The organism is Mesorhizobium sp. M8A.F.Ca.ET.161.01.1.1 (genome assembly GCF_004792105.1).
GTDB lineage: Bacteria > Pseudomonadota > Alphaproteobacteria > Rhizobiales > Rhizobiaceae > Mesorhizobium.
Window position 1 is genome coordinate 280,477 of the sequence record NZ_SRTD01000007.1, and the last position, 23,833, is coordinate 304,309.

Sequence of the window (23,833 nt, forward strand, 5' to 3'; positions counted from 1 at the left end):
TCTGGGGGTGGGACGATGGTGGACACGGTGACAGGGGCCGGCATGCCGGCACTCTTCGGCGCCAGGGGATATCCTCCGGTGCTGGAATGGATCGCGCGGCGGGCGGAAGCCTTCGTCATTCCGCTCGCAGCACTTGTCGTCGGCATGGCGCTGTTCAGCCTGTTCATCGCACTGGTCGGCAAGTCGCCGATCCTGCTCTACGAGACCATGTGGCGGGGCGGCTTCGGCTCCTGGTTCTCGATCCAGAACTCGCTGTCGCGGGCCGCACCGCTGCTTCTGGCGGCGCTCTGCGTGGCACTCCCGGCGCGGCTTGGCCTCGTCGTCATCGGCGGTGAGGGCGCCATCGTGCTGGGCGGCGTTGGTGCTGCTGCCATCGGCGTGGCGCTCAGCGGCTCGCCATCGTCAATCGTCATTCTTGCCATGGGCGTGGCGGGCATGGCCGCCGGCGGCATCTGGATCGGTGCCGTCGGCGCGCTGCGCCACTACCGGGCCGTCAACGAAACCATCTCCAGCCTGCTGATGGCCTACATCGCCATCGCGCTGATGAACCAGTTGGTGGAAGGGCCGCTGCGCGACCCGGCCTCGCTCAACAAACCTTCCACCCAGCCGCTGGCGGACATCTACCGCATCGGCAACATTCCGGGCATGGACGTGCATTGGGGGCTGGTCGTTGGCGTGGTCGCCTGCGTTCTCTCCTGGGTGCTCATCGAAAAGACCCGCTGGGGTTTTGCCGCGCGCATCGCCGGCGGTAATGTGCGCGCGGCGCAGGTGCAGGGGCTGGCCGTCGGACCGCTCATCGTCGGCTTCACGGCACTGGCGGGCGGCTTCGCCGGGCTTGCCGGCATGCTGGAGGTCGCCGCCGTGCAAGGCAGCGCCAATGCCTCGCTCGCCGCCGGCTATGGTTACACCGGCATCCTCGTCGCCTTCCTCGCCCGCCACAACCCGCTGGCCATCATTCCGGTCGCCATCCTGCTTGGCGGCATCGACGCCTCGGGCGGGTTGATCCAGCGCCGCATGGACCTGCCCGACGCCACGGTGCTGGTGCTGCAAGGCATGATCTTCATCGTCATCCTGTTCAGCGAAACCTTTTACGGCCGCTTCAAGGCCTTCAATCCCGACCTCTGGAAAAGGGCCTCCTGATGGACGCGACCGAGATCGGCCTCTGGGGCGTGCCGCTGGCCATTCTGGGCGGCGCCATCCGCGTGTCGACGCCCTTCATCTTCGTCTCGCTGGGCGAGGCGATCACCGAGCGTTCCGGCCGCATCAATCTGGGGCTGGAAGGCACGCTCGTCTTCGGCGCCATGACCGCCTATGCGGTCGCGGTGATGACCAACTCGCCGTGGCTCGGCCTGCTTGCCGCAGCTTTCGCCGGCCTGTTCTTCGGCCTGTTCCATGGCTGGATCTGCAAATTTCGTGGGGTCAACGACATTGCCATCGGCATCGCGCTGATGCTGTTCGGCTCGGGCCTCGCCTTCTTCTTCGGCAAGCCGTTCATCAAGCCGAAGGCGCCCAACCTGCCGGCCATTCCGTTCGGCGGTTGGTCCGATATCCCGCAGGTGCAGGCGGCGCTCGACGTCAACGTGCTGTTCCTGATCGGCGCGGTGCTTTCCGTCATACTGTGGTGGGCGTTCCGCAACACGCGCGCCGGCCTCATAGTGCGTGTCGTCGGTGACAGTTCCGATGCAGCACGCGCCATGGGCCTCAACCCCGACACGGTGCGGCTGCTCGCCACCGGCGTCGGCGGCGCGCTGGCCGGCATCGGCGGCGCCTACCTATCGCTCTACTATCCCGGCAGTTGGACCGAGCGCATCTCGTCAGGCCAGGGTCTGATGGCGGTGGCGCTGGTCATCTTCGCGCGCTGGAACCCGCTCGGCTGCTTTGCCGCGGCCCTTTTGTTCGGCGGAGCCGGCGCGCTCGGCCCGGCGCTGCAATCGGTCGGCGTCACGCAAGGCTACTACCTGTTTTACGCCGCTCCCTACATCCTCACCCTCATCATCATGATCGTCACCTCCTCGCCGACACGAACGCTTGCCGGCGCGCCAGGCGAATTGTCGATCACCAAATGAGACTTGGCACCAAATGACTGGAGTTTTGCCTATGAACGCCAGAGCCGAGATTGCCCAGCACACCATCGATGCCGAGCCCTATCCCTGGCCCTACAATGGTGACCTGCGGCCCGACAACACGGCGCTGATCATCATCGACATGCAAACCGATTTCTGCGGGCCAGGCGGCTATGTCGACCATATGGGTTACGATTTATCGCTGGTGCGCGCACCGATCGAGCCGATCAAGTCGGTGCTGTCAGCCATGCGGGCGAAGGGCTACACCATCATCCACACGCGGGAAGGCCATCGGCCTGATCTCGTCGACCTGCCGGCCAACAAGCGCTGGCGCTCGCGCCGCATCAATGCCGGTATCGGCGATGCCGGCCCGTGCGGGCGCATCCTGGTGCGCGGCGAGCCGGGCTGGGACATCATCCCCGACCTCTACCCGATCGAGGGGGAGCCGATCATCGACAAGCCTGGCAAAGGCTCGTTCTGCGCCACCGACCTGGAGCTGATCCTCAACCAGCGCCGCATCGAGAACATCGTACTGACCGGCATCACCACGGATGTCTGCGTGCACACCACAATGCGCGAGGCCAATGACCGCGGTTATGAATGCATGATGCTGGAGGATTGCTGCGGGGCGACCGACCACGGCAACCATCTGGCGGCGATCAAGATGATCAAGATGCAAGGCGGCGTCTTCGGCACGGTGTCGAATTCGACGGCGCTCGTGGCTCAGTTGCCATGAGGAGGCCGCGATGAGCGACAGCGTCCGAAAAGCCGTCGGCGTCGAAACCATCGGCATGACCATGCGCTTCGGCGGCTTCACCGCGCTGGACGCCGTGTCGGTGAAAGTGCCGGCAGGTTCCTTTCACGCGCTGCTTGGCGAGAATGGCGCCGGCAAGTCGACGCTGGTCAAATGCATGATGGGTTTTTATCACCCGACATCAGGCGACATGCTGGTCGACGGCCGCGAGGTGGCAATCGCCAGTCCGCGCGACGCTTCGGCGCTTGGGCTCGGCATGGTCTACCAGCATTTCACCCTAGTGCCGTCGCTGACAGGGGCGGAAAACCTCGTCATCTCGCGCGAGAAGGTTCCTGGCATCATCGACTGGCGCAAGGAGCGCGGCGACCTTGCCGTGTTCATGGAGCGCATGCCGTTCAAGCTGCCGCTCGACGTCAAGGTGGCGGAGCTTGCTGCTGGCGAAAAGCAGAAGCTCGAAATCATCAAGCAGCTTTATCTTGGCCGCTCCTTCCTGGTGCTGGACGAGCCAACCTCGGTGCTGACGCCCGGCGAGGCGCAAGAGGTGCTGGGGCTTGTGCGCGACATGACGAAAGCCGGCGACCTCACCGTGCTGATGATCTCGCACAAATTCCATGAGGTGACCGCCTTCGCCGACGATGTCAGCGTGCTGCGCAAGGGCAAGCTGACGGGAACCGGCCGCGTCGCCGACCTGGACCATAAGGCGATGGCCGCGATGATGATCGGCGACCAGCCGATCGCCGCCCTTGACAGCCGTGCGGCGCCAAAACCCGATGCCGAGATCGTGCTCAAGGTCAAATCGCTGAAGGCGCCGGATCGAACCGGGCTGAAGTCGATCCGCATCGAGGATCTCGGTGTGCGATCGGGCGAGATCGTCGGCATCGCCGGCATTTCCGGCAACGGCCAGAAGGAGTTTCTGGAAGTGCTGGCCGGTCAGCGCCCGCGCGAGGCCGGCGAGGTGCTTGTGCGCGGCGCCACCTACGCAGCGACGCGGGCCGAGGCGCGCGCGCTCAATGTCCGGCTCATTCCCGAGGAGCCGCTGAAGAATGCTTGCGCGCCGAAAATGACCGTGGCCGAGAACATCTCCTTTCGCACCTTCGACATGGACGGCGATGGCAGACCGGTGAGTTGGATCAATGCCAGTGCGATCCGTGCTTTCAGCGCCAGGCTAGTCGAACAGTTCAAGGTCAAGACCGCATCGCTGTCGTCGCCCATCGCCTCGCTGTCAGGCGGCAATGTGCAGCGCGCGGTGCTGGCGCGCGAACTGACCGGCGGGGTCGATCTGCTCATCGTCTCCAACCCATGCTTCGGCCTCGACTTCTCGGCGGTGGCCGAGATCCGCGCCCGTATCATGAAGGCGCGCAATGCCGGGGCCGCCGTGCTGCTGATGTCGGAGGACCTCGACGAACTGCTGGAACTGTCGGACCGCATCTTCGTCATGTCGGACGGCGCGCTGGTCTACGAAACGCCGATCGCGCAGGCGAGCGTGCAGACCATCGGCGAACATATGGCGGGACATCATTGATGGCTGAAATCGATGCGCAGCCGTTTGCATTTGCATTCAAGTCCGACACGATGGCGCTGGTGGTCATCGACATGCAGCGCGATTTCGCCGAGCCGGGCGGCTTCGGCGCCAGCCTCGGCAACGATGTCAGCCGGGTCACCGCGATCGTGCCGACGGTGAAGAGACTGATCGAGGGGTTCCGCGCCGCCGGCCTGCCGGTGATCCACACCATGGAGTGCCACCGGGCTGACCTCTCCGACCTGCCGCCTGCCAAGCGCGACCGCGGCAATCCGTCGATCCGCATCGGCGATGTCGGGCCGATGGGCCGCGTGCTGATCGTTGGCGAGCCGGGAACGGCGATCCTCGACGAGCTGGCGCCGCTGCCCGGCGAGGTCGTCATCGAGAAGCCGGGCAAAGGCGCCTTCTACGCGACCAGTTTTGATGAGGAACTGAAGCGGCTCGGCGCGCGGCAACTGGTTTTCGCTGGCGTCACCACCGAAGTCTGCGTCCAGACGACGATGCGCGAGGCCAATGATCGCGGCTATGAGTGCCTGCTCGCCGAAGATGCGACGGAAAGCTATTTTCCCGAGTTCAAGGCGGCGGCCATCGCCATGATCCGGGCGCAAGGCGCCATTGTCGGCTGGACGGCGACGACCGACCAGGTGCTGCAAGGACTTGCCGATGGCTAATCTGAGTTTTGCCGGCCTCGTCGGTGGCGGCTGGCGCGAGCTGGCATTCGAGCCTTTTCGCGAAGGCATCACGGTGCACTGGCTGCTCAAGGGCGGACCGGTCGAGCCGTCGGTGGCGATCCTCGACTACCGGCCCGGCGCCGGCGTACCGCGCCACCGCCATGTCGGGCTTGAAACCATCGTCGTGCTCGAGGGTACGCAGAGCGACGAGAATGGCGACTATCCCACGGGAAGCGTCATCCTGAACCCGGTCGGGACCGAGCATTCGGTGTGGACCAAGGACGGCTGCGTCGTGCTGATCCAATGGGACCTGCCGGTGATCATTCTAGGGGAGGCCACATGAGCGAGATCCACTTCGACATTGGCAGCCTGCACGCCGCCTATGCGGCCGGCGTCAGCGTCGCTGACATGGTCGATACAGTTCACGCCCGCATCGAGGCGGCTGACGATCCCGGCATCTTCATTCATCTCGCCGCCAAGGCAGAGATGCTGGCGCAGGCGAAACAGCTCGGGCCGTTCGATCCGGTGGCCAAGCCTCTGTGGGGCGTGCCGTTCGCGGTCAAGGACAACATCGATGTCGCCGGCATGCCGACAACCGCCGCCTGCGCCGAATATGCCTACATACCAGACAAGGACGCAACCGTGGTGGCGCGGCTGAAGGCTGTCGGGGCGCTGGTGGTCGGCAAGACCAATCTCGACCAGTTCGCCACCGGTCTGGTCGGTGTGCGCACGCCCTATCCGATCCCGAGGAACGCTGTCGATGCCAGCCTGGTGCCCGGCGGCTCCTCTTCGGGATCCGCCGTTGCGACGGCGCGCGGCATCGTCTCCTTCGCGCTAGGCACCGACACGGCCGGGTCCGGCCGCATCCCCGCCGGTCTCAACAACATCGTCGGGCTGAAGCCGACGGTCGGCGCGCTTTCGGCCGCCGGCGTTGTGCCAGCCTGCCGTACGCTCGACTGCATCTCGGTATTCGCGCTCACCGTAGACGATGCCTACGCAGTGTACGGCGTGGCGGCGGCCAAGGACCCGGCCGATGCCTATTCGCGCGCCATCAAGGTGCCGGCGCTTTCCGCTCGCCCACCCGTGCTGACGGTCGGCGTGCCGCAGAAGGCGGATTTGAAATTCTTCGGCGACGCATCGATGCAGACGGGCTTTGAGGCGGCGCTTGGCTTGCTGGAAAAGCTTGGTTGCCGGCTGGTCGAAATTCCGTTCGCCGATTTCTACGCCACCGCAAATCTTCTCTATGAAGGAGCCTGGGTTGCCGAACGCTACGCGGCGATCCGCGACTTCATGGACGCCAACGAAGCCGCAATGCATCCGGTAACGCGCAAGATCATTGGCGGCGCGCGCGGCCTGTCAGCGGCCGATGCCTTCAACGGCCTCTATGCGCTTCAGGCCTACAAGGCCAAGCTCGCCCCGATCATCGCCTCTGTCGACCTGTTCTGTGTGCCGACGGCACCAACGCATTACGCTCTCCAGGCGGTGCTTGCCGATCCGATCACCACCAACAGTCGGCTCGGTACCTATACAAATTTCGTCAATCTGCTCGATATGTGCGGCATCGCCGTGCCGACCGGCAAGCGCGACGATGGGCTGCCGATGAGCGTGACCCTGCTGGGTATGGTGGGCAAGGATTGGCTCACGGCGTCGCTCGCGCGCGACGTTCATGCCATGAGCGCTCTTCCGCTCGGCGCGACCGGCTGGGCGCAGCCGGGGAGTGCCTTGCCTGGCAACGTTGCACAGGACCAGACGATTGATCTGGTGGTGGTCGGCGCGCATCTGTCGGGGATGCCGCTCAACGGTCAGCTAAGGGACCTAGGCGCCCAATTCTCGAGAGTAACGAAAACCACACCTGCCTACCGGCTCTACGCGCTTGCCGGCCAATCCGTGCCCAAGCCGGGCCTTGTCCGGGTCTCCAGGGATGGAATGCGAATAGACGTCGAGGTCTGGCGGCTGGGTCCGGAGGCGTTCGGACGATTCGTCGCCGCCATCCCCCCACCGCTGGGCGTAGGAACGATCGAACTCGAGGATGGCAGCGCAGCCAAGGGGTTTTTGGTGGAAACCGCCGGCCTGACTGACGCCGCCGATATCTCCGCCTATGGCGGGTGGCGCAGTTTTGTAAGACGCGACCAAGAAAGGGCCAACATTCTCGCGACCTAGAAACGCAGTCTCCGACGATGTCTGCTTCAGGAAACGGCGAAGGTGAACTTAATGACCAAGCGATTCCGAGATCGCAAGGAAAATCGCCGGGGGTAGTTCTGGTCAGGAAGAGGGGTTCGAGTCCACGTTGTGGCCGCCTCTGAAATATCTATCAAAATCAACTACTTGAGTGAGACTTTTGGTGGGCCCGGAGGGACTCGAACCCCCAACCAAGCGGTTATGAGCCGCCGGCTCTAACCATTGAGCTACAGGCCCCACGCGGGCTGGATTAATGTTTTTCGCATCGCCGCACAAGCCTTTACCGGCGGGCTTTCGCAGATCGCCCAAATCAACCCATAATCGCGCTCTACGCGACCCTTGCGACCTGATCGCAGACCAAGGAGATTTTCATGACGAGACATCTTTTGCCACTCGCGCTCGCCGTTGCAATCGCTTTTCCGGCGATGGCTGGAGCCACCGATCTGCCGACGCCGCCCCGCATCATCGTGTCCGGCGAGGGCGAAGCAACCGTAGCCCCCGATCTGGCGATCCTGACGCTCAGCGTCATGCGCGAAGCCAAGACGGCGCGCGCCGCGCTCGACGCCAACAATGACGCCATGGCCGCCGTGATCGCCGCGATGAAGGCCGCAGGCATCAAGGATCGCGACCTGCAGACCGCGGGCATCCAGATCAACCCCCGCTACAACTACACCAACAAGCCCGACGGCAGCCAGGAGGCCGAACTCGTCGCCTATCAGGTGACCAATACGCTTTCTGTGCGCGTGCGCGACGTCGACAAGACAGGCGAAATCCTCGACAAGGCGGTGTCGCTCGGCGTCAACCAGGGCGGCGGCATCGCCTTCACCAATGACAATCCGGCGGCCACCGTCACCGAGGCGCGCAAGAAGGCTGTCGCCGACGCCACGGCCAAGGCCAGGACGCTGGCCGAGGCGGCCGGCGTCAGCCTCGGCCGGGTGCTCGAGATCACGGATCAGAACATCAGGCCGGCGCCGATGCCGATCAACGCCAAGGCCTTCGACGCCGCGGCCGGGGCAGCGCCGGTGCAGGCCGGCGAGAACGCCTACAATGTCCAGGTCACCGTTACCTTCGAACTGAAGTAACCGGTTGAGTGGATGGCCGCCCTGCCGGCCATCGTCCGCCCCTTGGCCCGCATGAAAAACCCCGCGGGATCGCTCCCGCGGGGTTTTTTCGAGCCGCATCCGCCCAATGGGACAGGGGCTCCGCTAGTCCAGACCGACCTTCATGGAAGGTCGTGTCTCCAGGCTGGTCTTCGCAGAAGATCAGCCTCCAGGCCTAAGCCTCAGCGATAGATGACCGGGCAACCGCGCTCGTTGGCGAACACGATGACGACACGGTCGCCGTCCTGACGGCCCATCACCTTGACCACGCGACGGTTGGCATCGACGATGCGGGCTCGGTAGAGGCCCATGCGCTCGGCCTTGTCGAGGGCGCGATCCGGCGAGCAGCCGCGGCGCCAGCCGTCGCGGCGCCAGTCGTCGCGGCGATGCCGATAGCCGTCGTCGCCGGCATAGACGCCGAAGCGCGGATCCTGGTTGTTGCCGAAGCCGAGATAGAGGCTGTCGGCATGGGCGGGAATGGCCGTCAGCGCGCCGAGGCCGACCAGAGCCGAAAGCGCTGCCGTCTTGATGGTGGTGTACATGGTTCTCTCTCCTTGTTGCGGGCTTGCGCCCGTCCTCGTGAAACCGATGGCGGGAGAATGCACTGGCCTGCCTGAACTGTTTACGAACTGCCCGTTCATCTGCGGTTCATCTGGCGCCGGCGGGGCAAAGCCCCGGTCATTTGCAAATCCCCCGCCGGCCAAATCCCTTGCCGGCATTCAAACAATATCCGCGCCAAACGCCTCCCTCGTCCTTGTTCCCGACAGGCAAACTCCTGCCGATGTCCGCGCGTCAGGGCTCGTCGTCGAGCATATAGTCAAAATAGTCTTCCGCCTCGGCAAGGTCGGTCTCGCTGGCCTTGACCCGGCCGCGCATCGAGATGCCGGCCTCGTGTACGGTCTCGGCACTGCCCGATACCAACCGGTGCCACCAGTAGAGGTCGCGGCCCTCGGCCACCAGCCGGTAGGCGCAGGTGCTGGGCAGCCAGCTGATGGTGCGCACATTCCGCGGCGTCAGCCCGACGCAATCGGGAACGCGCGCCAGTCGGTTGGCATAGTCGGCACAGCGGCAGCTTTCGGCGTCGAACAGCCGGCAGCCGACGCTGGTCCAGTAGATTTCGCCGGTGTCTTCGTCCTCGAGCTTCGACAGGCAGCACTTGCCGCAGCCGTCGCAGAGCGATTCCCACTCCGTGGGGCTCATCTCTTCCAGCGTCTTGGTTTTCCAGAACGGCGTTTCCATTTCCGGCATGTGGCCCCAGCCGCCGCCGAGGTCAAGCGCTGCAAGAGCGGGAAATGGCGCGGTAACTCGTTCGAATGACACGAATTTGCCTTCAAAAGGCCGGCCAATAGCCCCGTACGGCCCCTAACGATGCGCCGCTGGAACCAATTTCGTTAAAAGCGGTTTCGGCAAGGATGGGACCCCACAAGGAGAATTTCGATGAAACGCCAACCACGGATTCTGGCAGGCACAGCCCTTGGCCTGTTGATGGCATCCGCGCCGTTAGGCGCGTCCCCGCTCCAGGGGACAGCCGCGTTCGGCCCCATGCAGCGCGGCGCGACGCCGCTGATGATCCTGGCGCAGGACACGCCCACCGATCAGGGGCAGAGCGACCAGGAACAGCTGCGCAAGAAGAAGCGCGAGCAGCAGCAGCAGACGGAGTCCGCTCCCGCCGCCGAGAAGCCCGCCCCCGCGGCCGAAGAACAGCAGCCGCGCAAGAAGAAGCGCGACCAGCAGCAGCAGGCTGAGCAGGCACCGGCCGGCGAGGCAGCGCCGGCGACGGACGAGCAGCAGCCGCGCAGGAAGAAGCGCGACCAGCAGCAGCAGGCCGAGCAGGCGCCCGCCGGCGAGGCAGCGCCCGCCACCGACGAGCAGCAGCCGCGCAGGAAGAAGCGCGACCAGCAGCAGCAGGCCGAGCAGGCGCCCGCCGGCGAGGCAGCGCCGGCCACCGACGAGCAGCAGCCGCGCAGGAAGAAGCGCGACCAGCAGCAGCAGACCCAACAGGCGCCCGCCGGCGAGGCAGCGCCCGCCACCGACGAGCAGCAGCCGCGCAAGAAGAAGCGCGACCAGCAGCAGCAGACCGAACAGGCGCCCGCCGGCGAGGCAGCGCCCGCCAACGACAACCAGCCGGTCAAGCCCGGCAGGAAACACAAGCAGGATCAGCAGAAAGAGGCGCCGGCCGCCGTGCCGGAGACCGCCCCGACGCCCAAGGAAGCTCCTGCCGGCGAAGCGACGCCGAAGGTTGAACCGGCCCCCGCCGGCGAGCAGCCTGCCGCCCAGGGCGAGCAGTCGCAGGACAAGACGAAGAAACACGGCAGGAAACCGGCTGGCGAACCGCCGGCGACCGGTGAGCAGCCTGCGACCGGCGAACAGCCGCTGACCGGCAAACAGCCCGCCACCGGCGAACAGCCGGCGACGGGAGAGCAGCCCGCCACCGGCGGGAAGGCCGCGCCTGTCCAGGGCGAAAACCCCGTTCAGGGGGAAGCACCCGCCGACAAGAACGCCGCCCCCATCCTCGACAGCCAGAAGGATGCCAAGCGCAAGGGTCGCGGCGAGAATGGCCAGGGCGGCCGCAAGCCCGCCAACCAGAATGGCGAAGAGCAGAATGGTGGGCAGCAAAATGGCGGGCAGAATGCCCAGCAGGGCGGTGACCAGGGCCGCAAGCCGGTAGTGGCGCCGGTGGATCAGGGTCCGCCCCCAACGGACGATAGGACCGCCCAGGAGGCGATCAGGCCCGAAAAGATCGTGCCTGTGACTCAGGAGCAGGGCAAGCGCCTCGAGCGCGCGCCTGACGAGGACATTCGTGATCGCCGCCGGCCCAAGGGCGTCGACGTGCTCAAGGAGATCGGTGACCGGGTCATCATCCAGTTCAACGATCAGACGTTCGTCCAGAGCAATGATCGCCCGCGCCTGACCCGCGGCGCCAAGGACGTCTACTACGAGGACCTGCCGCAGGGCCGCACGCGCGAGACGGTCGAGCGCGACAATGGCTTCCGGATCGTCACCATCCGCAACCGCTACGGCGACATTCTGCAGCGGTCGCGCATCGCGCCCGACGGTCGCGAATATGTGCTGAGCTATGTCGACGAGCGCAGCTACCAGGACGAAAACGACTGGCGCGATCCCGGCGATGACCTGCCGCCGATCCGGCTGACCATCCCGCGCCGGGATTACATTCTCGATTCCGAGGATGTCGAAAGCGACGACGACTACTATACCTTCCTCGAACAGCCGCCGGTGGAGAAGGTGCAGCGCCTCTATTCGATCAACGAGGTCAAGCGTTCGGCCCGCGTGCGTGACATTGCTCGGCGCATTGACCTCGACACGCTGAACTTCGAATTCGGCTCTTCTTCGATCTCCGACACCGAGGTGCAGAAACTGGAGGGCGTCGCCAACGCCATGGAGAAACTGCTGAAGAAGAACCCAGCCGAGACCTTCCTGATCGAGGGCCATACCGACGCCGTCGGAACGCCGGAGGCGAACCTTGCACTGTCGGATCGCCGTGCCGAAGCGGTTGCGGAAGCGCTGACCAATGCCTTCGGCATCCCGCCCGAGAATCTGACGACACAGGGTTATGGCGAGGAGTATCTGAAGGTCGACACCTCGGCGCCCAACCGCGAGAACAGGCGCGTCGCCATCCGTCGCATCACCTCGCTGGTGGCGCCGGTGGCGAGCAACAATTGACCTGCGTTTCCAGCGCCTTGCGGTGATTTCTGGAATCAGGTCGGCAATAGCAGCTCATCCCGGTCACCGGGATGGGCTGGAACTGGCAGCAGCGCTGCCGGGTCAACAAGAATTGTACAGCCCTTGGAGCCGGCTCATTGAATCACCGGGCTTCGCACCCCAGATTCTGCACTGGGCGTTCCCTGCCCCGTCCCGACTCCAGCGGGACGCATCGAGCCCCGCCGGCCCTCTCCGGCGGGGTTTTTTGCATCAAGCCCATCGATGGTCTGGTGGCCGAATACGCTGCCAACGCCGGCTGAGGGGCCTGAGCAAGGCAGGCGTGAATGAGAAACCGCGCTCCAATGCTTGTCAACTTTCCGACGAATTGATACCATCTATTGGTATCGGAGATTGATGATGCCCAAGAACACGTCCATCACATTGGGTGATCAGTACGACGCCTTTATCCAGCGACAGATCGCGAGCGGCCGCTTCGGCTCAGCCAGCGAAGCCGTTCGCGCAGGCCTGCGTCTTTTGGAAGAACAGGAACTGAAGCTTGAGCAGCTTCGGGCTGCTATTGATGAGGGGGACAAGTCTGGCGATCCCGAGCCATTCGACATCGAGGCTTTTCTCAAGTCCAAGAAACACCGGTGAAGCGGACCGTCCGGTTTTCGCCGAAGGCGAAAGCAGACCTGGACGCCATATGGGACCATTCCTTAGGTGAATGGGGCGCGGAGCGAGCGGAGGCGTATATCCGCACCATCCACTCCGTGGTCAAACTTATAGATCAATTCCCAACGATCGCGAGAAGCGCCTCGAATATCCGTCCGGATTTGTTGAAGTATGCCGTCGGGTCACACGTGGTGTTTCTGCGAATGGGCCAGGGATCCATCAACGTCGTACGCATTTTGCATCAGCGCATGGACTATCCCAGGCATTTCTAGAAGGCTGTCCTGATCTTCGTATCGGAATTCGCAAACACCTCGTCCGGCACAAAGAAATCTCCCGCCAGCGGTCCGGTAGCCCCGGGCGCATAGACCGAGAAATCGTTGACGCCCTCGGCGCGCAGTACCTCCTCGTCGATGTAGAAATTGCCTGTTGCCTCGCGCGACGGCCGCATGAAGATCGCATGCGCGGCGTCGGCCATGATATCGGGCGAGCGGCTCATCGCCGCCACGGTCGCCCCGCCCAGGAGATTGCGCACCGCCGCCGTGTCGATGGTCGAGATCGGCCACAGCGAATTGACCGCGATGCCATCCCTGGCGAATTCCGCGCTCATGCCCAACGTGCACATCGACATGCCGAACTTGGCCATGGTGTAGGCGACGTGGTTCTTGAACCATTTCGCCTTCATGTCGAGCGGCGGCGCCAGATTCAGGATGTGAGGGTTTTTAGCCAACTTCAGGTGCGGAATGCACATTTTGGACACGAGGAAGGTGCCGCGCGCGTTGATCTGATGCATCAGATCATAGCGCTTCATGTCGGTTTCCAGCGTGCCTGTGAGCTGGATGGCACTGGCATTGTTGACGCAGATATCGATGCCGCCGAATTTCTCGACGGTTTTGGCGACCGCCTCGGCGACCTGCGCCTCCTCGCGGATGTCGCACAGCACCGGCAGCGCCTTGCCGCCCGCCTGCTCGATCTCTTCAGCGGCGGTGTAGATGGTGCCCGGCAGCTTCGGATGCGGCTCGGCGGTCTTGGCCGCGATGGTCACATTGGCGCCGTCGCGCGCGGCGCGCAGCGCGATCGCCAGCCCGATGCCGCGCGACCCGCCGGAGATAAACAGCGTCTTTCCCTCGATCGACATTTTCTTCGCCTCCCTGCAACTTTTCGTCGGCGCGATCCTTGCCCGCGGCGAAGCCGGATACAAGAGGCTGGAGGGGGGACTGATGATGACGCTACGGAGGGTCCGTCTAGCATGGTGGAGCCGCTCCTCATTGCCCTGCCGGGCATTTCTCCCCGTATAGTGACGGCGACAAAGATGCCGTGGTCGCCGCCTTCGCCAATCATTGACGTTGCAAAGAATAGCGCCGAGGTGGCTGCCAATTCCCTTCTCCCCGTCACTATACGGGGAGAAGGTGCCGGCAGGCGGATGAGGGGCAGCGCTGACCTTGGTGATGATTACCGCTAAACCAGCACCAGCCCCTGACGCATCGCAATGGCGATGGCATCCGTACGATTGGCGGCGCCGAGCTTGATCAGGATCGCGGCGACATGGAACTTCGCCGTGTGCACGGAAATGTTGAGCCGCCGCGCGATCACCTTGTTGGGCGCCCCTTCGGCAAGCAGCGCCAGCACTTCCGCCTCGCGTGGCGACAGCGCTGGCCGGGCGGCGTGCTCGTCCAAAACTTCATCCTCGAACGGCTCGCCTGCGTGGAAATCCTCGCGATGTCCGGGCGCGCGGCCATTGCCCGATATGCTGTAGCCAGCGGCGGCCAACCGCGCCGCCGCGGCGATCAGCAGGTCGTCCGCGCCGGCGGGCATGACGGCAAACACTTCGCCGGCAGGCCGCTCTGCGCTGGCACGCGCCGAGAGCAGCACCCGTGGCACCGAGGCCGGCACGGCATCACCGCTCCTGTCGTCGACGACCGCAACGTCGGCCCTGCCGCCGCCAACGACCATCGGCAACAGGTCGTCGCTGGCAGCAAGCGATGCCGCCAGGCGCTCGGCGCGCCCGGCATCGGCAAGCGCAATCAGCACCACCAGCCGCCGCGAAGCCGCACTGTCGGTCCCGATCCGGTCGCTGGCGAGTGTTTCCATCGATCCTCTCAGCTCAGCGGCTTTTCGCCGATAGTCAGCACGACGTCGCGCTGCTCGCCGCCGCGCACGACACCCAACGTCACCGAAGCGCCCGCGCTGTCGGGCCCGAGCCGGCGGATAAGGTCGCGCGGACCATGCACGGCCTCGCCGTTCCACGCCACGATGATGTCACCGAGCGAGAGGCCGGCGGCCTTGGCCGGGCCATTGTCGTCGAGGCTCATCACCATTGCGCCATGCGCGTCGCGGTCGCGAACCGGATGCAGGCCGGCGCCGAGATAGCCGCGCGCGACATGGCCCTTTTCGCGCAAGGTGGCGACGGCCCGTTTGATCGTCTCGTACGGCATGACCAGCGCGCGCCCGCGCGGCCCGAACAGCAGCATGCCGATCAGCGCGCCCTTGGCGTCGAGCACCGGGCCGCCCTCGAAGCGGCCGCCGGCGCCGACGGCCAGATCGATGCGCCGGTCGATGGCGCCGCCGCGCATCGAGCGCCAGGCCGGACCAACCTCGCCGACCGAGCCGGACACAGCCAGTGCCGAACCCTGGCTGTTGCCGATGGCAATGGCGATATTGCCCGGCCGAACGGCATCGGCCTTGGCAAGGGCAGGCGCGTTGGCCGCACCCGTGGGCTTCATCAGGGCGACGCCCGTCGAAGGATCGCGACCGACCAGCTCGGCCTTCACTGTCTCGCCCGAAGCCAGCGTCAGTTCGATCTCCTCGCCGGCCTCGACGGCTTCCTCGGCGGTGACGAAATAACCATCCCTCCAATGGAAGGCACTGGCCGTGCGGTGATGATGGGTGGTGAAGCTCGCCGTTGCGGGGGCGGCCTTGGCGGCCAGATCGGCGATGGCGTCTGAAAACGCGCTCAGATTGAAGTCGCTCATAAGGGTCTCCTGGGTTTCTTGCATGTCCCAGATATCGCTCGACGGCGCGCCTGCAGGTACTCGCCTGACGGCTAGTTACGGGTTCGACTGGCCATCTGGTCAGGTCGCGGCGGTTCGGGCCGCTCCGCACATATAGTCACGAAAAAGCCTGAAAACACGGAACCCAACCGATGGCCCTCGCCGCCCCCAAAATCCAATCCGATGACACCTTGCTCGACGCCTATTCCGAAACAGTAGCCGACGCCGTCGACCGCATCGGCCCGGCGGTCTGCCGCATCGAGCGCATCGGCGGCCCGGGCGGCCATGGCTCGGGCTTCGTCATCGCGCCGGACGGCTTGGTCGTCACCAATTTCCATGTCGTCGGCGATGCAAAGACGGTGCGCGTTTCGATGCCGGACGGCGCCTCCAGCGAGGGCCGCGTGCTCGGCCGCGATCCCGATACCGACATCGCCCTGGTGCGCGCCGACGGCAGCTTCGCCGATGTGGCGCCGCTCGGCGATTCCAAGCGGCTGCGGCGCGGCCAGATCGCGATTGCCATCGGCAATCCGCTCGGCTTCGAGTGGACGGTCACCTCTGGCGTCGTCTCGGCGCTCGGCCGCTCGATGCGCGCTTCGACCGGCAGGCTGATCGACGACGTCATCCAGACCGATGCGGCGCTCAACCCCGGCAATTCCGGTGGGCCGCTGGTGTCGTCGGCGGGCGAAGTGATCGGCGTCAACACCGCCATGATCCACGGCGCGCAAGGCATCGCCTTCGCCGTCGCTTCCAACACCGCAAGATTCGTCATCTCCGAGATCATCCGCTTCGGCCGGGTGCGCCGCGCCTTCATCGGCATCTCCGCCGACACCGTGAATTTGCCGCGCCGCGCAGCACTCTTGTCGCAGGTGTCGACCAGCACGGCCGTACGGCTGCGCAGCGTCGAGAAGGACGGCCCGGCGGCCAAGGCGGGTCTCAAGGAAGGCGACATCATCGCCGCCATTGACGGGCGCCCGGTCACCGGCGTCGACGACCTCGTGCGCATGCTCGACGCCGAGCGCATCGGCCGCGAGACCCAGTGCACCGTGGTGCGCCGCACCGGCGTCAGCCAGGTGGCGGTGACACCGGTGGCAAGGGCGAGCTGAGGCGGCCGCTCAAGCCCCCGCCGCGCCTTCCGCATACTGCGCCAGGAACTCCTCGCTGGGCGGGATCGGCTTGATGACGTCGATCAGCACGCCGTTGGGGTCTTTGGTGATGAAGTGGCGCTGGCCGAAAGGCTCGTCGCGCAGCGTGCGCAGGATCGGCAGGCCGGCAGCAAGGATCCGCTCATAGACCGCATCGGGATCCCTGACCTCGAAATTGATCAGCAGGCCCGAGGTCCGCCCTCGCCCCTCCTCCGGGATCGTCTCGTGGTTGCCCTGGACGATGCCGAGGTTCACTCTGCTGTTGTCCACCGATCGCAGGTGCACGTACCAGTCGCTCGTAAACAGGGCCCGGAAGTCGAAATGCTCGACATAGAAGGCCGCCGTGCCGGCGACATCGCCGGTCATCAGCACCGGATAGTAGCTCGTCGTCTTCATCTTTCCTTCTCCCGTCAATTAACATACAGTCTGCATGTAAATTCGATTAACATACAGGCTGCATGTATGCAACAGGGATCCGGACGCCGCTCGAACCGCGACCGCACCGAGGCGACACGCGCCGACCTGATCGCGGCGGCGCGCAAACTGTTTACGGAGAAGTCCTATGCCGAGACCGGCACGCCGGAGATCGTCGCCGCCGCCGGCGTGACGCGCGGCGCGCTCTACCACCACTTTGCCGACAAGCAGGCGCTATTCGCCGCCGTGGTCGAACAGGAGGCCGCGGCGGTGGCGAAAGAGATCGACCGCGCCTCCCCGCCTTCGCTCAGCCCCCGCGATGCGCTGATTGCCGGGTCAGAAGCCTATCTCACCGCCATGCGCGCGCCCGGCCGCACGCGGCTCTTGCTGCTCGACGGCCCGGCCGTACTCGGCCGTGCCGCCATGGATGCCATCGATAACCGCCACGGCAACCGCTCGCTGCGCGAAGGCCTTGTCGCGGCCATGCGCGCACGATCGATGACAAAGCTGCCGGCGGAGGCGCTGACAGCCCTGCTCGGCTCGGCTTTCGATCGGGCGGCGCTCGCCATCGAGGCGGGCGCATCAGCCGAGGACTACCGCGCCGTCCTTATGGCGCTGATCGACGGACTGTCGCGCGCCTGAAGTTGGTTCCTGGTCAGCTCGGTGTTCGCGAGTAAAGCCCCCTCTCAGACCGGCAACCCGAGCTGCTTTCGCAGGCTCTTGTCGAATGCGGTCGCGGGGACGAAACGGCGCAGGAGACTGACCTGGCGCGCCATCTTTCCCGCCGTATAGCGCCTCTTCGGAGCGGGATCGGTGGCCGCTTTCAAGACCGTCCCCGCCACCGCTTCGGGCGCATCGCCGTTTTCCATCGATTTCCGCACGGCTAGGGTCATGCCGGCGCGCGCGGAGTCATAGATATCAAGCACCTGATCGGGAGCAGCGAGATTCTCCTCGAACGAGGTGCGTGTATAGGCGGGCTCGACCAATGCAACGCGAATGCCGAACGGGCGCAGTTCGTGGTCGAGTGATTCGGAATAGCCCTCGATGGCATGTTTGGTCGACGCATAAAGCGCGAAATAGGGAGCCGGGATGAACCCTTGTACCGAACTCAAATTGACGATCCTGCCCTTTCCCTGGCGCCGCATTGCCGGCAGCACCGCATTGGTCACGCGCAACACGCCGAAGACGTTCACGTCGAACAGTGCCTGGGCCTGCGCAGTCGAGGACTCCTCCGCGCCGCCAAACAGACCCATCCCGGCATTGTTGACAAGCAGGTCGATGCGTCCGGCCTTGGCCAGAACGTCATCGACCAGTTTCGCCACGGACGCGTCATCGGTCACGTCGCAGGTCAGCATGGTGACGCCGTCGGTCCTCTCGCCCGCCTCGCGACGGCTGGTTCCGAACACGCGAAAGCCCGCCTCGAGCAGGGCCTTGGCCGTTGCGTGCCCGATGCCGGAGGACGCCCCGGTGACCAGGGCGACGCCGAGATTGGTTTTGTTCATGGAAATTCTTTCTTAGGCCAGGGTTGCGTTTCGAAAATGTGGCCCGCTGGTCGTCCAGGGCCGGCGGCTTATCAGCGGCCGCTCCGGCGCTCGTACCGGCTGGCTAGTCCGTCCAGCGCCGGAACAACGCACTGGCGTTAACCCCGCCAAAGCCGAAGCCATTGGAGATCGCGTAGTCCATCTCCATTGGCCGGGCGTGGTTTGCGACGAAGTCGATCCCGTCGCCGGCCGGATCGGGGGCGCTCAGATTGAGCGTCGGCGGTGCGACCTGGTCCCAGAGCGCCAGCACCGTGAAGATGGCCCCCAGCCCGCCGGCGGCTCCGAGCAGATGTCCGGTCGCCGACTTCGTTGCGCTGACCGCTATGCCGAAGTCCGTGCCGAAGACCCTTTTGATCGCCGCGATCTCTCCCGCATCGCCGACCGGCGTGGAGGTCGCGTGCGCGTTGAGATGGCGGACTTCCCGTGCCGAAATGCCGGCTTGGGCGATCGCGATCTCCATGGCTCGGCGCGCACCGTCGCCATCCTCGGGTCCGGACGTGATGTGATAAGCATCCGCCGTCGTGCCGTAGCCGACGAGCTCGGCCAGCGGCTTGGCGCCGCGCGCAAGCGCATGGCTCAAGGACTCGACGACCAGGATTCCGGCTCCTTCGCCCATGACGAAGCCGTCTCGCAGCATGTCGAACGGACGGGACGCCTGATCGGGACGGTGATTGAAGGAGGTCGAAAGGGAGCGTGCCGCGGCAAAGCCGCCGAGGCTGACCGCATTCATGCAGGCTTCCGTTCCGCCGCAGACCGCGATGTCGGCCTCATTGGCGCGGATGAGACGCGCCGCATCGCCGATCGCCTGGATGCCGGCCGCGCAGGCCGTCACCGGAGCGCCGAGCGGACCCTTGAACCCGTGTCGGATCGAAATTTGTCCCGCTGCCATGTTCACCAGGAAAGATGGCACGGTGAACGGCGAGAGACGCCGAACACCGCGCTGGTCGACGGTTCGCACGGCTTCGGTTATCGCGGGAAATCCTCCGACACCCGAAGCGATGATCGTCGCGGTGGGGGCCCTGTCATCGTCCGAGACCGGCTTCCACCCCGCCTGGGCCAGCGCCTCTTCCGCCGCCGCCAGTGCAAAGACAATGAAGCGGTCCGCCCTGCGCTGTTCCTTCGGAGCCAGGACGGTGTCTGGATCGAAGCCGGCTTCGGGGTCTTCCTGCAACGAGGGAACCGTTCCGCCGACCTTCGCCGGCAGGTCTCCCACCATTTCGGCCGGCAGGCTCCTTATGCCCGAGCGGCCAGCCAGGAGCCGGGACCAGGACGTCGCCACGCTGGCCCCAAGAGGGCTGACTGCTCCCATGCCTGTAATAACGATCCGACGCATCTCTACTCCAGCTGTCATTCTGCTTGATCCGTTCGCGTGATGGCGCAGCGCGGGCGCCCGGTCGCGATAACCGCCTCTATTCCTGCGCGGCCGCAATTCGCCTGACTTCGCCGGCGGCGGCATCGAGAAAACCCTGCGACATCTCTTCATCCTTGAGGATACGGGAGATCGTCACGGCACCTACCATCAGAGACAGCATCGCCATGGCCTTGCGATGGGTTTTTGGACCTTTTGCCGCCGGCATCAATTCGTCGAGAACCTCGAGGTGGGCTGCAATGCCATCCTGGAATGGCGCCCTGACCTCCTCGCCTTGGCGCGCCGCGTCCGAACCAAGCGCCACGATCGGACAACCGTCGCTCTTCTCTTCGCGATGCCCTGTTGAAAGGTAGAGCCCGATAAGGGCTTCAAGGGGGTCGGGGCTTCCGGCAGCAACAGCCGACCATCTGCGGGTCGCGTGTTCCATCGCTCGCCGCGATGCCTGCGCTGCCAGATCCTCCTTGGAGTCGAACTGCTTGTAAAAGGCGCCTTGGGTCAGCCCGGCACCCTTCATCAGATCCTTCAGCCCGATACCGTCAAAGCCGTGCTCTCGAAAAAGCCGGCTCGCCGCGTTGATCACCGCGTCGCGATTTGCTTCCGCCTGTGTGCGACTGACTCGCATCTCGACTCCCAATTTAGATTTCGTTCGACATCTATAACAAGGATAGAGTTTGAACGCAATCTAATTTGAATCCCTCCCTCCTCGGCAGAGGATGGAATGGCGAGGCAACCGGAACGCTCGTATCTCGTTATGTCAGGGCTCAACTCATCCCTCGAGGCTTACATTGGGACCGACAGATGAAAAAGACCTATGAAAAACCGACGCTACGCAGACGTGGGAGATTGACGGCCCGCACGGCGCAGATCGTGGTTTCCGGGGTGACGGTGATCCGGTGATGTCCGCGGCGGGACATGGAAGTTCGGCTGCGAGTTGCCAGGTCAGATACCGTAACCAGAAGCGCCATGGGTCTCCGGCTCGTCCTCGGGCACCTCGCCGGGCTCGAATTCGTTGAAGCAGCCGAGCCCGCGCTTGAAGCGGTCGATCAGCCACGCGGCCGCCGGCTTCGGGCTGCGGTCGTTGCGGTGCATGGCAAACAAGGGCGAGCTCGTTTCCTTGTAGGGTTCGAGATCAAGTTCCACCAGGCGGCCACTGGCCAGATCGTCGGCGATCAGCCAGCGCGGCAGCCCGCCCCAACCCAGCCCCTCGCGCATCAATATGTGCTTGGTGCGCATGTCGGTCAGTCGCCAGGTGCGATAGGCGAAGACGCCGTAATCGCGTCCCTTGGTGCGCTCGGACTGGTCAATGACGACGAGCTGCGTGTGCTCGCGCACATCCTCGAGCGTCACCGGCTTCGGCAGCAGCGCCAGTGGATGGTTGGGTGCGGCCGCCGGCACCAGGGACATGAAGCCGATGCGCACGAGGTGCACGTCGACATCGCCCAGCAAGCCGCCAATGCCGAGATCCGCCTGGCCGCTGACGACGAGATCGGGAATGAGGCCGAGCGTGCCGATATGCAGGCGCAGCGTCACGGTCGGGAACTGCTTCTCGAACGCCTTCAGCACCCGCACCAGCACGGGTGAAGGCAATGCCACGTCGACCGCCAGCGCCACCTCGGCCTCCAGCCCATGATGGTGGCCGTCGGCGCGTGAGCGGATGCGCTGCAGCACGCTCACCATGCGCCGCGCGTCTTCCAGCATGGCCCGGCCGATCTCGGTCAGTTGCGGCTCGCGCGTGCCCTCGCGCTCGAACAGCTTCAGCTCAAGCTGCGCCTCGAGATTGGCGATGCCGTAGCTGATGACGGATTGCGCCCGGTTGAGCTTGCGGCCCGCGGCCGAGAAACTGCCGGTGTCGGCAACGGCGACAAGGATCTGGAGCTGGTCGAGGGTCGGGTTCGGCTGCATTTATCCTATCCATTCGATAGATGGATCATATAGAAAATATACCAGTTTATCTGATGGATCGATAGCCCCATATGGAGCGGGACAATTCATTCCACTGGAGAGACCCGCTATGTCCATTCTTCTTGTTACCTCGAGCCCGCGCGGCGCTGCCTCGCACTCGACCCGCATCGCCACCGAATTCGCCCAGAAGCTTCTGGCCGCCGACCCGTCGAACACGCTGGTCGTGCGCGATCTCGTCGCCAACCCGCTGCCGCATATCGATACCGATTATGCGACCGGCATCTACACCCCGGTTGAAGCGCGCACCCCGCGCCAGGCCGAAGTGGTGGGCGTTTCCGACGTCGTGCTCGACGAGTTGTTCGCCGCCGACACGGTGATCCTCGCCACCGGCTTCATCAACTTCAACATCTCCTCGACGCTGAAGTCCTGGGTCGACCACATCGCCCGCTCCGGCCGGAGCTTTGCCTATGGCGAGAACGGCCCCAAGGGCCTCGTCACCGGCAAGAAGGTCTATATCGTGCTGGCTTCGGGCGGCATCTATTCCGAGGGCGCGGCCGTGCAGTTCGATCACGCCATTCCCTATCTGCGCGGCGTGCTCGGCTTCCTCGGCATGACCGATGTCGATGTCATCCGCATCGAAGGCGTCGGCATGGGGCCCGACGCGGTCACCGCGGCGCTCGCCAAGGCGACCGCCAAGGTCGATGCCGTGGTGGCCAGCCAGCAGGCCGCTGCCGCCGCGTAAGGCTCGCGATCATCTGAACTCGAAAGGCAGGCGTTCGCGCCTGCCTTTTTCGTTTTAGCCAATGAAAAGCCTGAGCAGGCCCGCCGAAGCGACGCCGATCAGCACGGTCGGCAGCATCGAAAGCCGCGTCGCGGCGATGAAGGTGATGGCCAGCGCCAGAAGGTCGGCGGGATTGCGCGACACGAAGGCCGGCGCGATGACCGAGATCAGCACGCAACCGGGTGCCGCCTCCATCACCGCGGTCGCCCGCGCGCTCAGCACACGGTTGCGCAGGACGACATAGCCGCCGATCCGTGTGAGATAGGTGACGCCGGCCATCAGCACGATGGTGAAAAGGGTTGTCATGTCGATCATGCATCACCTGCCATCAACCAGGCAGCAAGCAGCCCCGACACCGCACCCGCCGCGACATACCAGGCGCCGGGAATGAAGAGATAGACAAGGGCCGCGACGACTAGGCTGACCAGCCAGGGCCGCGCCGCCGCCACGCTCTTCCACATGCCGCGCATCAGCACCAGGAAGACGGCCGGAAACGCCATGTCGAAACCATAGGTCCCGACATCGCCCAGCATCGGGCCGAGCAAGGCGCCGAGCGAGGTGAAAGCCACCCAGGTGAGATACATCGCCAGCGCGGCGCCCATATAGTAGCGCGGGCTGAAGGCCGGGCCGATGCCCGCGGCGGCGCGCTGCTTGGCGTCGGCCAGGCCCAGCGCCCAGCTTTCGTCGCACATGAGGAACAGCGCCGGGAAAACCTTGCGCCGCGGCAGTTCGCGCAGGAATGGCGCCAGCGCCGCTCCCATCAGCAAATGACGGCTGTTGACCAGGAAGGTGATGGCGACGATGAGGAGGATATGCGGCGGCGACGTCCACAGCTGGATCGCCGCGAATTCCGAGCCGCCGGCGAAGTTCAACCCGGTCATCATCGATAACTCGACCGTGCTCAGCCCCTTCTGCGTGGCCTGGGCGCCAAGCACCAGCGCGTAGGGAATGGTGCCGACCAGCACCGGCGCGCAGGACGTCACACCACGACGGAACTCGGATTGCGAACCATTGCCGGCCGCTTCGACTGCCTGTGAAATGCTCATGGTCTGCCACAGGCCAGCCTCACAGCCGCCCTGC

Annotated in this window: 27 protein-coding genes and 1 tRNA gene; 15 read left to right on the top strand and 13 right to left on the bottom strand. The window is 65.0% G+C overall.

Going from position 1 to position 23,833, the window contains the following annotated elements:
- Nucleotides 1-15 precede the first annotated feature (15 nt).
- The 7 genes from EN804_RS19500 to atzF are packed head-to-tail and all read left to right on the top strand — an operon-like array spanning nucleotide 16 to nucleotide 7,167.
- Nucleotides 16-1,140 (top strand): ABC transporter permease, encoded by a 1,125-nt coding sequence (locus EN804_RS19500; protein ID WP_135882352.1) that lies wholly within the window; start codon nucleotides 16-18, stop codon nucleotides 1,138-1,140.
- Entirely contained in the window at nucleotides 1,140-2,066 is a 927-nt protein-coding gene (locus tag EN804_RS19505) for an ABC transporter permease (RefSeq protein WP_127278475.1), read from the top strand. Before EN804_RS19500 ends, EN804_RS19505 begins: the two co-directional genes overlap by 1 nt.
- A gap of 31 nt (nucleotides 2,067-2,097) precedes the next feature.
- Nucleotides 2,098-2,799: an isochorismatase family cysteine hydrolase gene (locus tag EN804_RS19510; protein WP_135920867.1), complete on the top strand. Its 702-nt coding sequence runs from the start codon at nucleotides 2,098-2,100 to the stop codon at nucleotides 2,797-2,799.
- Between the two features lie 10 nt (nucleotides 2,800-2,809).
- On the top strand, nucleotides 2,810-4,339 hold the full coding sequence (locus EN804_RS19515) for an ABC transporter ATP-binding protein (protein ID WP_135920869.1): 1,530 nt from the start codon (nucleotides 2,810-2,812) through the stop codon (nucleotides 4,337-4,339).
- Nucleotides 4,339-5,007 carry a cysteine hydrolase gene (locus EN804_RS19520; protein WP_127870082.1) on the top strand — a complete coding sequence of 223 codons (669 nt, stop codon included), beginning with the start codon at nucleotides 4,339-4,341 and terminating at the stop codon, nucleotides 5,005-5,007. The genes EN804_RS19515 and EN804_RS19520 overlap by 1 nt, the downstream gene beginning before the upstream one ends.
- Nucleotides 5,000-5,350 carry a cupin domain-containing protein gene (locus tag EN804_RS19525; protein WP_127870081.1) on the top strand — a complete coding sequence of 117 codons (351 nt, stop codon included), beginning with the start codon at nucleotides 5,000-5,002 and terminating at the stop codon, nucleotides 5,348-5,350. The genes EN804_RS19520 and EN804_RS19525 overlap by 8 nt, the downstream gene beginning before the upstream one ends.
- Nucleotides 5,347-7,167, top strand: a complete 1,821-nt coding sequence (gene atzF / locus EN804_RS19530) for an allophanate hydrolase (protein WP_135920872.1) — start codon at nucleotides 5,347-5,349, stop codon at nucleotides 7,165-7,167. The genes EN804_RS19525 and atzF overlap by 4 nt, the downstream gene beginning before the upstream one ends.
- A gap of 179 nt (nucleotides 7,168-7,346) precedes the next feature.
- On the opposite strand, the gene EN804_RS19535 is transcribed toward atzF, so the two are convergent.
- Nucleotides 7,347-7,422, bottom strand: a tRNA-Ile gene (locus EN804_RS19535).
- A 134-nt stretch (nucleotides 7,423-7,556) separates the two neighbouring features.
- Between EN804_RS19535 and EN804_RS19540 the strand changes: the two genes are divergently transcribed.
- Nucleotides 7,557-8,267 carry an SIMPL domain-containing protein gene (locus EN804_RS19540; protein ID WP_135920874.1) on the top strand — a complete coding sequence of 237 codons (711 nt, stop codon included), beginning with the start codon at nucleotides 7,557-7,559 and terminating at the stop codon, nucleotides 8,265-8,267.
- A gap of 200 nt (nucleotides 8,268-8,467) precedes the next feature.
- Here EN804_RS19540 and EN804_RS19545 read toward each other — a convergent pair whose 3' ends face one another.
- Both EN804_RS19545 and EN804_RS19550 read right to left on the bottom strand, forming a co-directional pair.
- Nucleotides 8,468-8,827 (bottom strand): hypothetical protein, encoded by a 360-nt coding sequence (locus EN804_RS19545; protein WP_127276908.1) that lies wholly within the window; start codon nucleotides 8,825-8,827, stop codon nucleotides 8,468-8,470.
- A gap of 250 nt (nucleotides 8,828-9,077) precedes the next feature.
- Nucleotides 9,078-9,524: a YcgN family cysteine cluster protein gene (locus EN804_RS19550; RefSeq protein ID WP_135916532.1), complete on the bottom strand. Its 447-nt coding sequence runs from the start codon at nucleotides 9,522-9,524 to the stop codon at nucleotides 9,078-9,080.
- A gap of 198 nt (nucleotides 9,525-9,722) precedes the next feature.
- On the opposite strand from EN804_RS19550, the gene EN804_RS19555 reads away from it, so the two are divergent.
- The 3 genes from EN804_RS19555 to EN804_RS19565 all read left to right on the top strand — a co-directional run bounded on the left by EN804_RS19555 (nucleotide 9,723) and on the right by EN804_RS19565 (nucleotide 12,889).
- Nucleotides 9,723-11,966, top strand: coding sequence for an OmpA family protein (locus EN804_RS19555; protein WP_135920876.1), 2,244 nt, complete (start codon nucleotides 9,723-9,725; stop codon nucleotides 11,964-11,966).
- A 393-nt stretch (nucleotides 11,967-12,359) separates the two neighbouring features.
- Nucleotides 12,360-12,599: a type II toxin-antitoxin system ParD family antitoxin gene (locus tag EN804_RS19560; protein WP_245511728.1), complete on the top strand. Its 240-nt coding sequence runs from the start codon at nucleotides 12,360-12,362 to the stop codon at nucleotides 12,597-12,599.
- Nucleotides 12,596-12,889, top strand: a complete 294-nt coding sequence (locus tag EN804_RS19565; protein WP_127276902.1) for a type II toxin-antitoxin system RelE/ParE family toxin — start codon at nucleotides 12,596-12,598, stop codon at nucleotides 12,887-12,889. Before EN804_RS19560 ends, EN804_RS19565 begins: the two co-directional genes overlap by 4 nt.
- Here the strand turns inward: EN804_RS19565 and EN804_RS19570 are convergent.
- The 3 genes from EN804_RS19570 to EN804_RS19585 all read right to left on the bottom strand — a co-directional run bounded on the left by EN804_RS19570 (nucleotide 12,886) and on the right by EN804_RS19585 (nucleotide 15,586).
- On the bottom strand, nucleotides 12,886-13,752 hold the full coding sequence (locus tag EN804_RS19570; RefSeq protein WP_135920878.1) for an NAD(P)-dependent oxidoreductase: 867 nt from the start codon (nucleotides 13,750-13,752) through the stop codon (nucleotides 12,886-12,888). The genes EN804_RS19565 and EN804_RS19570 overlap by 4 nt on opposite strands.
- A gap of 320 nt (nucleotides 13,753-14,072) precedes the next feature.
- The gene (locus EN804_RS19580) at nucleotides 14,073-14,705 is read right to left on the bottom strand and encodes a helix-turn-helix transcriptional regulator (RefSeq protein WP_135867290.1); all 633 of its coding nucleotides are present in this window, start codon (nucleotides 14,703-14,705) and stop codon (nucleotides 14,073-14,075) included.
- An 8-nt stretch (nucleotides 14,706-14,713) separates the two neighbouring features.
- Nucleotides 14,714-15,586, bottom strand: a complete 873-nt coding sequence (locus EN804_RS19585; RefSeq protein WP_135920880.1) for a S1C family serine protease — start codon at nucleotides 15,584-15,586, stop codon at nucleotides 14,714-14,716.
- Between the two features lie 170 nt (nucleotides 15,587-15,756).
- Between EN804_RS19585 and EN804_RS19590 the strand changes: the two genes are divergently transcribed.
- Nucleotides 15,757-16,707: a trypsin-like peptidase domain-containing protein gene (locus tag EN804_RS19590; RefSeq protein ID WP_135920882.1), complete on the top strand. Its 951-nt coding sequence runs from the start codon at nucleotides 15,757-15,759 to the stop codon at nucleotides 16,705-16,707.
- A 9-nt stretch (nucleotides 16,708-16,716) separates the two neighbouring features.
- Here the strand turns inward: EN804_RS19590 and EN804_RS19595 are convergent, their stop codons facing one another.
- Nucleotides 16,717-17,142, bottom strand: a complete 426-nt coding sequence (locus tag EN804_RS19595) for a VOC family protein (RefSeq protein ID WP_135867287.1) — start codon at nucleotides 17,140-17,142, stop codon at nucleotides 16,717-16,719.
- Between the two features lie 66 nt (nucleotides 17,143-17,208).
- Here EN804_RS19595 and EN804_RS19600 point away from each other — a divergent pair, with 66 nt between their 5' ends.
- Nucleotides 17,209-17,802: a TetR/AcrR family transcriptional regulator gene (locus EN804_RS19600; protein ID WP_135920884.1), complete on the top strand. Its 594-nt coding sequence runs from the start codon at nucleotides 17,209-17,211 to the stop codon at nucleotides 17,800-17,802.
- A 44-nt stretch (nucleotides 17,803-17,846) separates the two neighbouring features.
- On the opposite strand, the gene EN804_RS19605 is transcribed toward EN804_RS19600, so the two are convergent.
- From EN804_RS19605 to EN804_RS19615, 3 genes are all read right to left on the bottom strand, one after another.
- Nucleotides 17,847-18,662 (bottom strand): oxidoreductase, encoded by an 816-nt coding sequence (locus EN804_RS19605; protein WP_135920887.1) that lies wholly within the window; start codon nucleotides 18,660-18,662, stop codon nucleotides 17,847-17,849.
- 103 nt (nucleotides 18,663-18,765) lie between these two features.
- Entirely contained in the window at nucleotides 18,766-20,034 is a 1,269-nt protein-coding gene (fabF, locus tag EN804_RS19610; protein WP_135920889.1) for a beta-ketoacyl-ACP synthase II, read from the bottom strand.
- A 76-nt stretch (nucleotides 20,035-20,110) separates the two neighbouring features.
- Entirely contained in the window at nucleotides 20,111-20,692 is a 582-nt protein-coding gene (locus EN804_RS19615; protein WP_127870067.1) for a TetR/AcrR family transcriptional regulator, read from the bottom strand.
- Between the two features lie 176 nt (nucleotides 20,693-20,868).
- Here EN804_RS19615 and EN804_RS37275 point away from each other — a divergent pair, with 176 nt between their 5' ends.
- Complete coding sequence (locus EN804_RS37275; RefSeq protein WP_189343773.1) at nucleotides 20,869-20,967, top strand: putative RiPP precursor; 99 nt, start codon at nucleotides 20,869-20,871, stop codon at nucleotides 20,965-20,967.
- A gap of 42 nt (nucleotides 20,968-21,009) precedes the next feature.
- Here the strand turns inward: EN804_RS37275 and EN804_RS19620 are convergent, their stop codons facing one another.
- Entirely contained in the window at nucleotides 21,010-21,972 is a 963-nt protein-coding gene (locus tag EN804_RS19620; protein WP_135920891.1) for a LysR family transcriptional regulator, read from the bottom strand.
- A gap of 109 nt (nucleotides 21,973-22,081) precedes the next feature.
- On the opposite strand from EN804_RS19620, the gene EN804_RS19625 reads away from it, so the two are divergent.
- Nucleotides 22,082-22,714 carry an FMN-dependent NADH-azoreductase gene (locus EN804_RS19625; RefSeq protein WP_135867284.1) on the top strand — a complete coding sequence of 211 codons (633 nt, stop codon included), beginning with the start codon at nucleotides 22,082-22,084 and terminating at the stop codon, nucleotides 22,712-22,714.
- Between the two features lie 54 nt (nucleotides 22,715-22,768).
- On the opposite strand, the gene EN804_RS19630 is transcribed toward EN804_RS19625, so the two are convergent.
- Nucleotides 22,769-23,068, bottom strand: a complete 300-nt coding sequence (locus EN804_RS19630; protein ID WP_135882326.1) for an AzlD family protein — start codon at nucleotides 23,066-23,068, stop codon at nucleotides 22,769-22,771.
- Nucleotides 23,065-23,799, bottom strand: coding sequence for an AzlC family ABC transporter permease (locus EN804_RS19635; RefSeq protein ID WP_127870064.1), 735 nt, complete (start codon nucleotides 23,797-23,799; stop codon nucleotides 23,065-23,067). Before EN804_RS19635 ends, EN804_RS19630 begins: the two co-directional genes overlap by 4 nt.
- Between the last annotated feature and the right edge of the window lie 34 nt (nucleotides 23,800-23,833).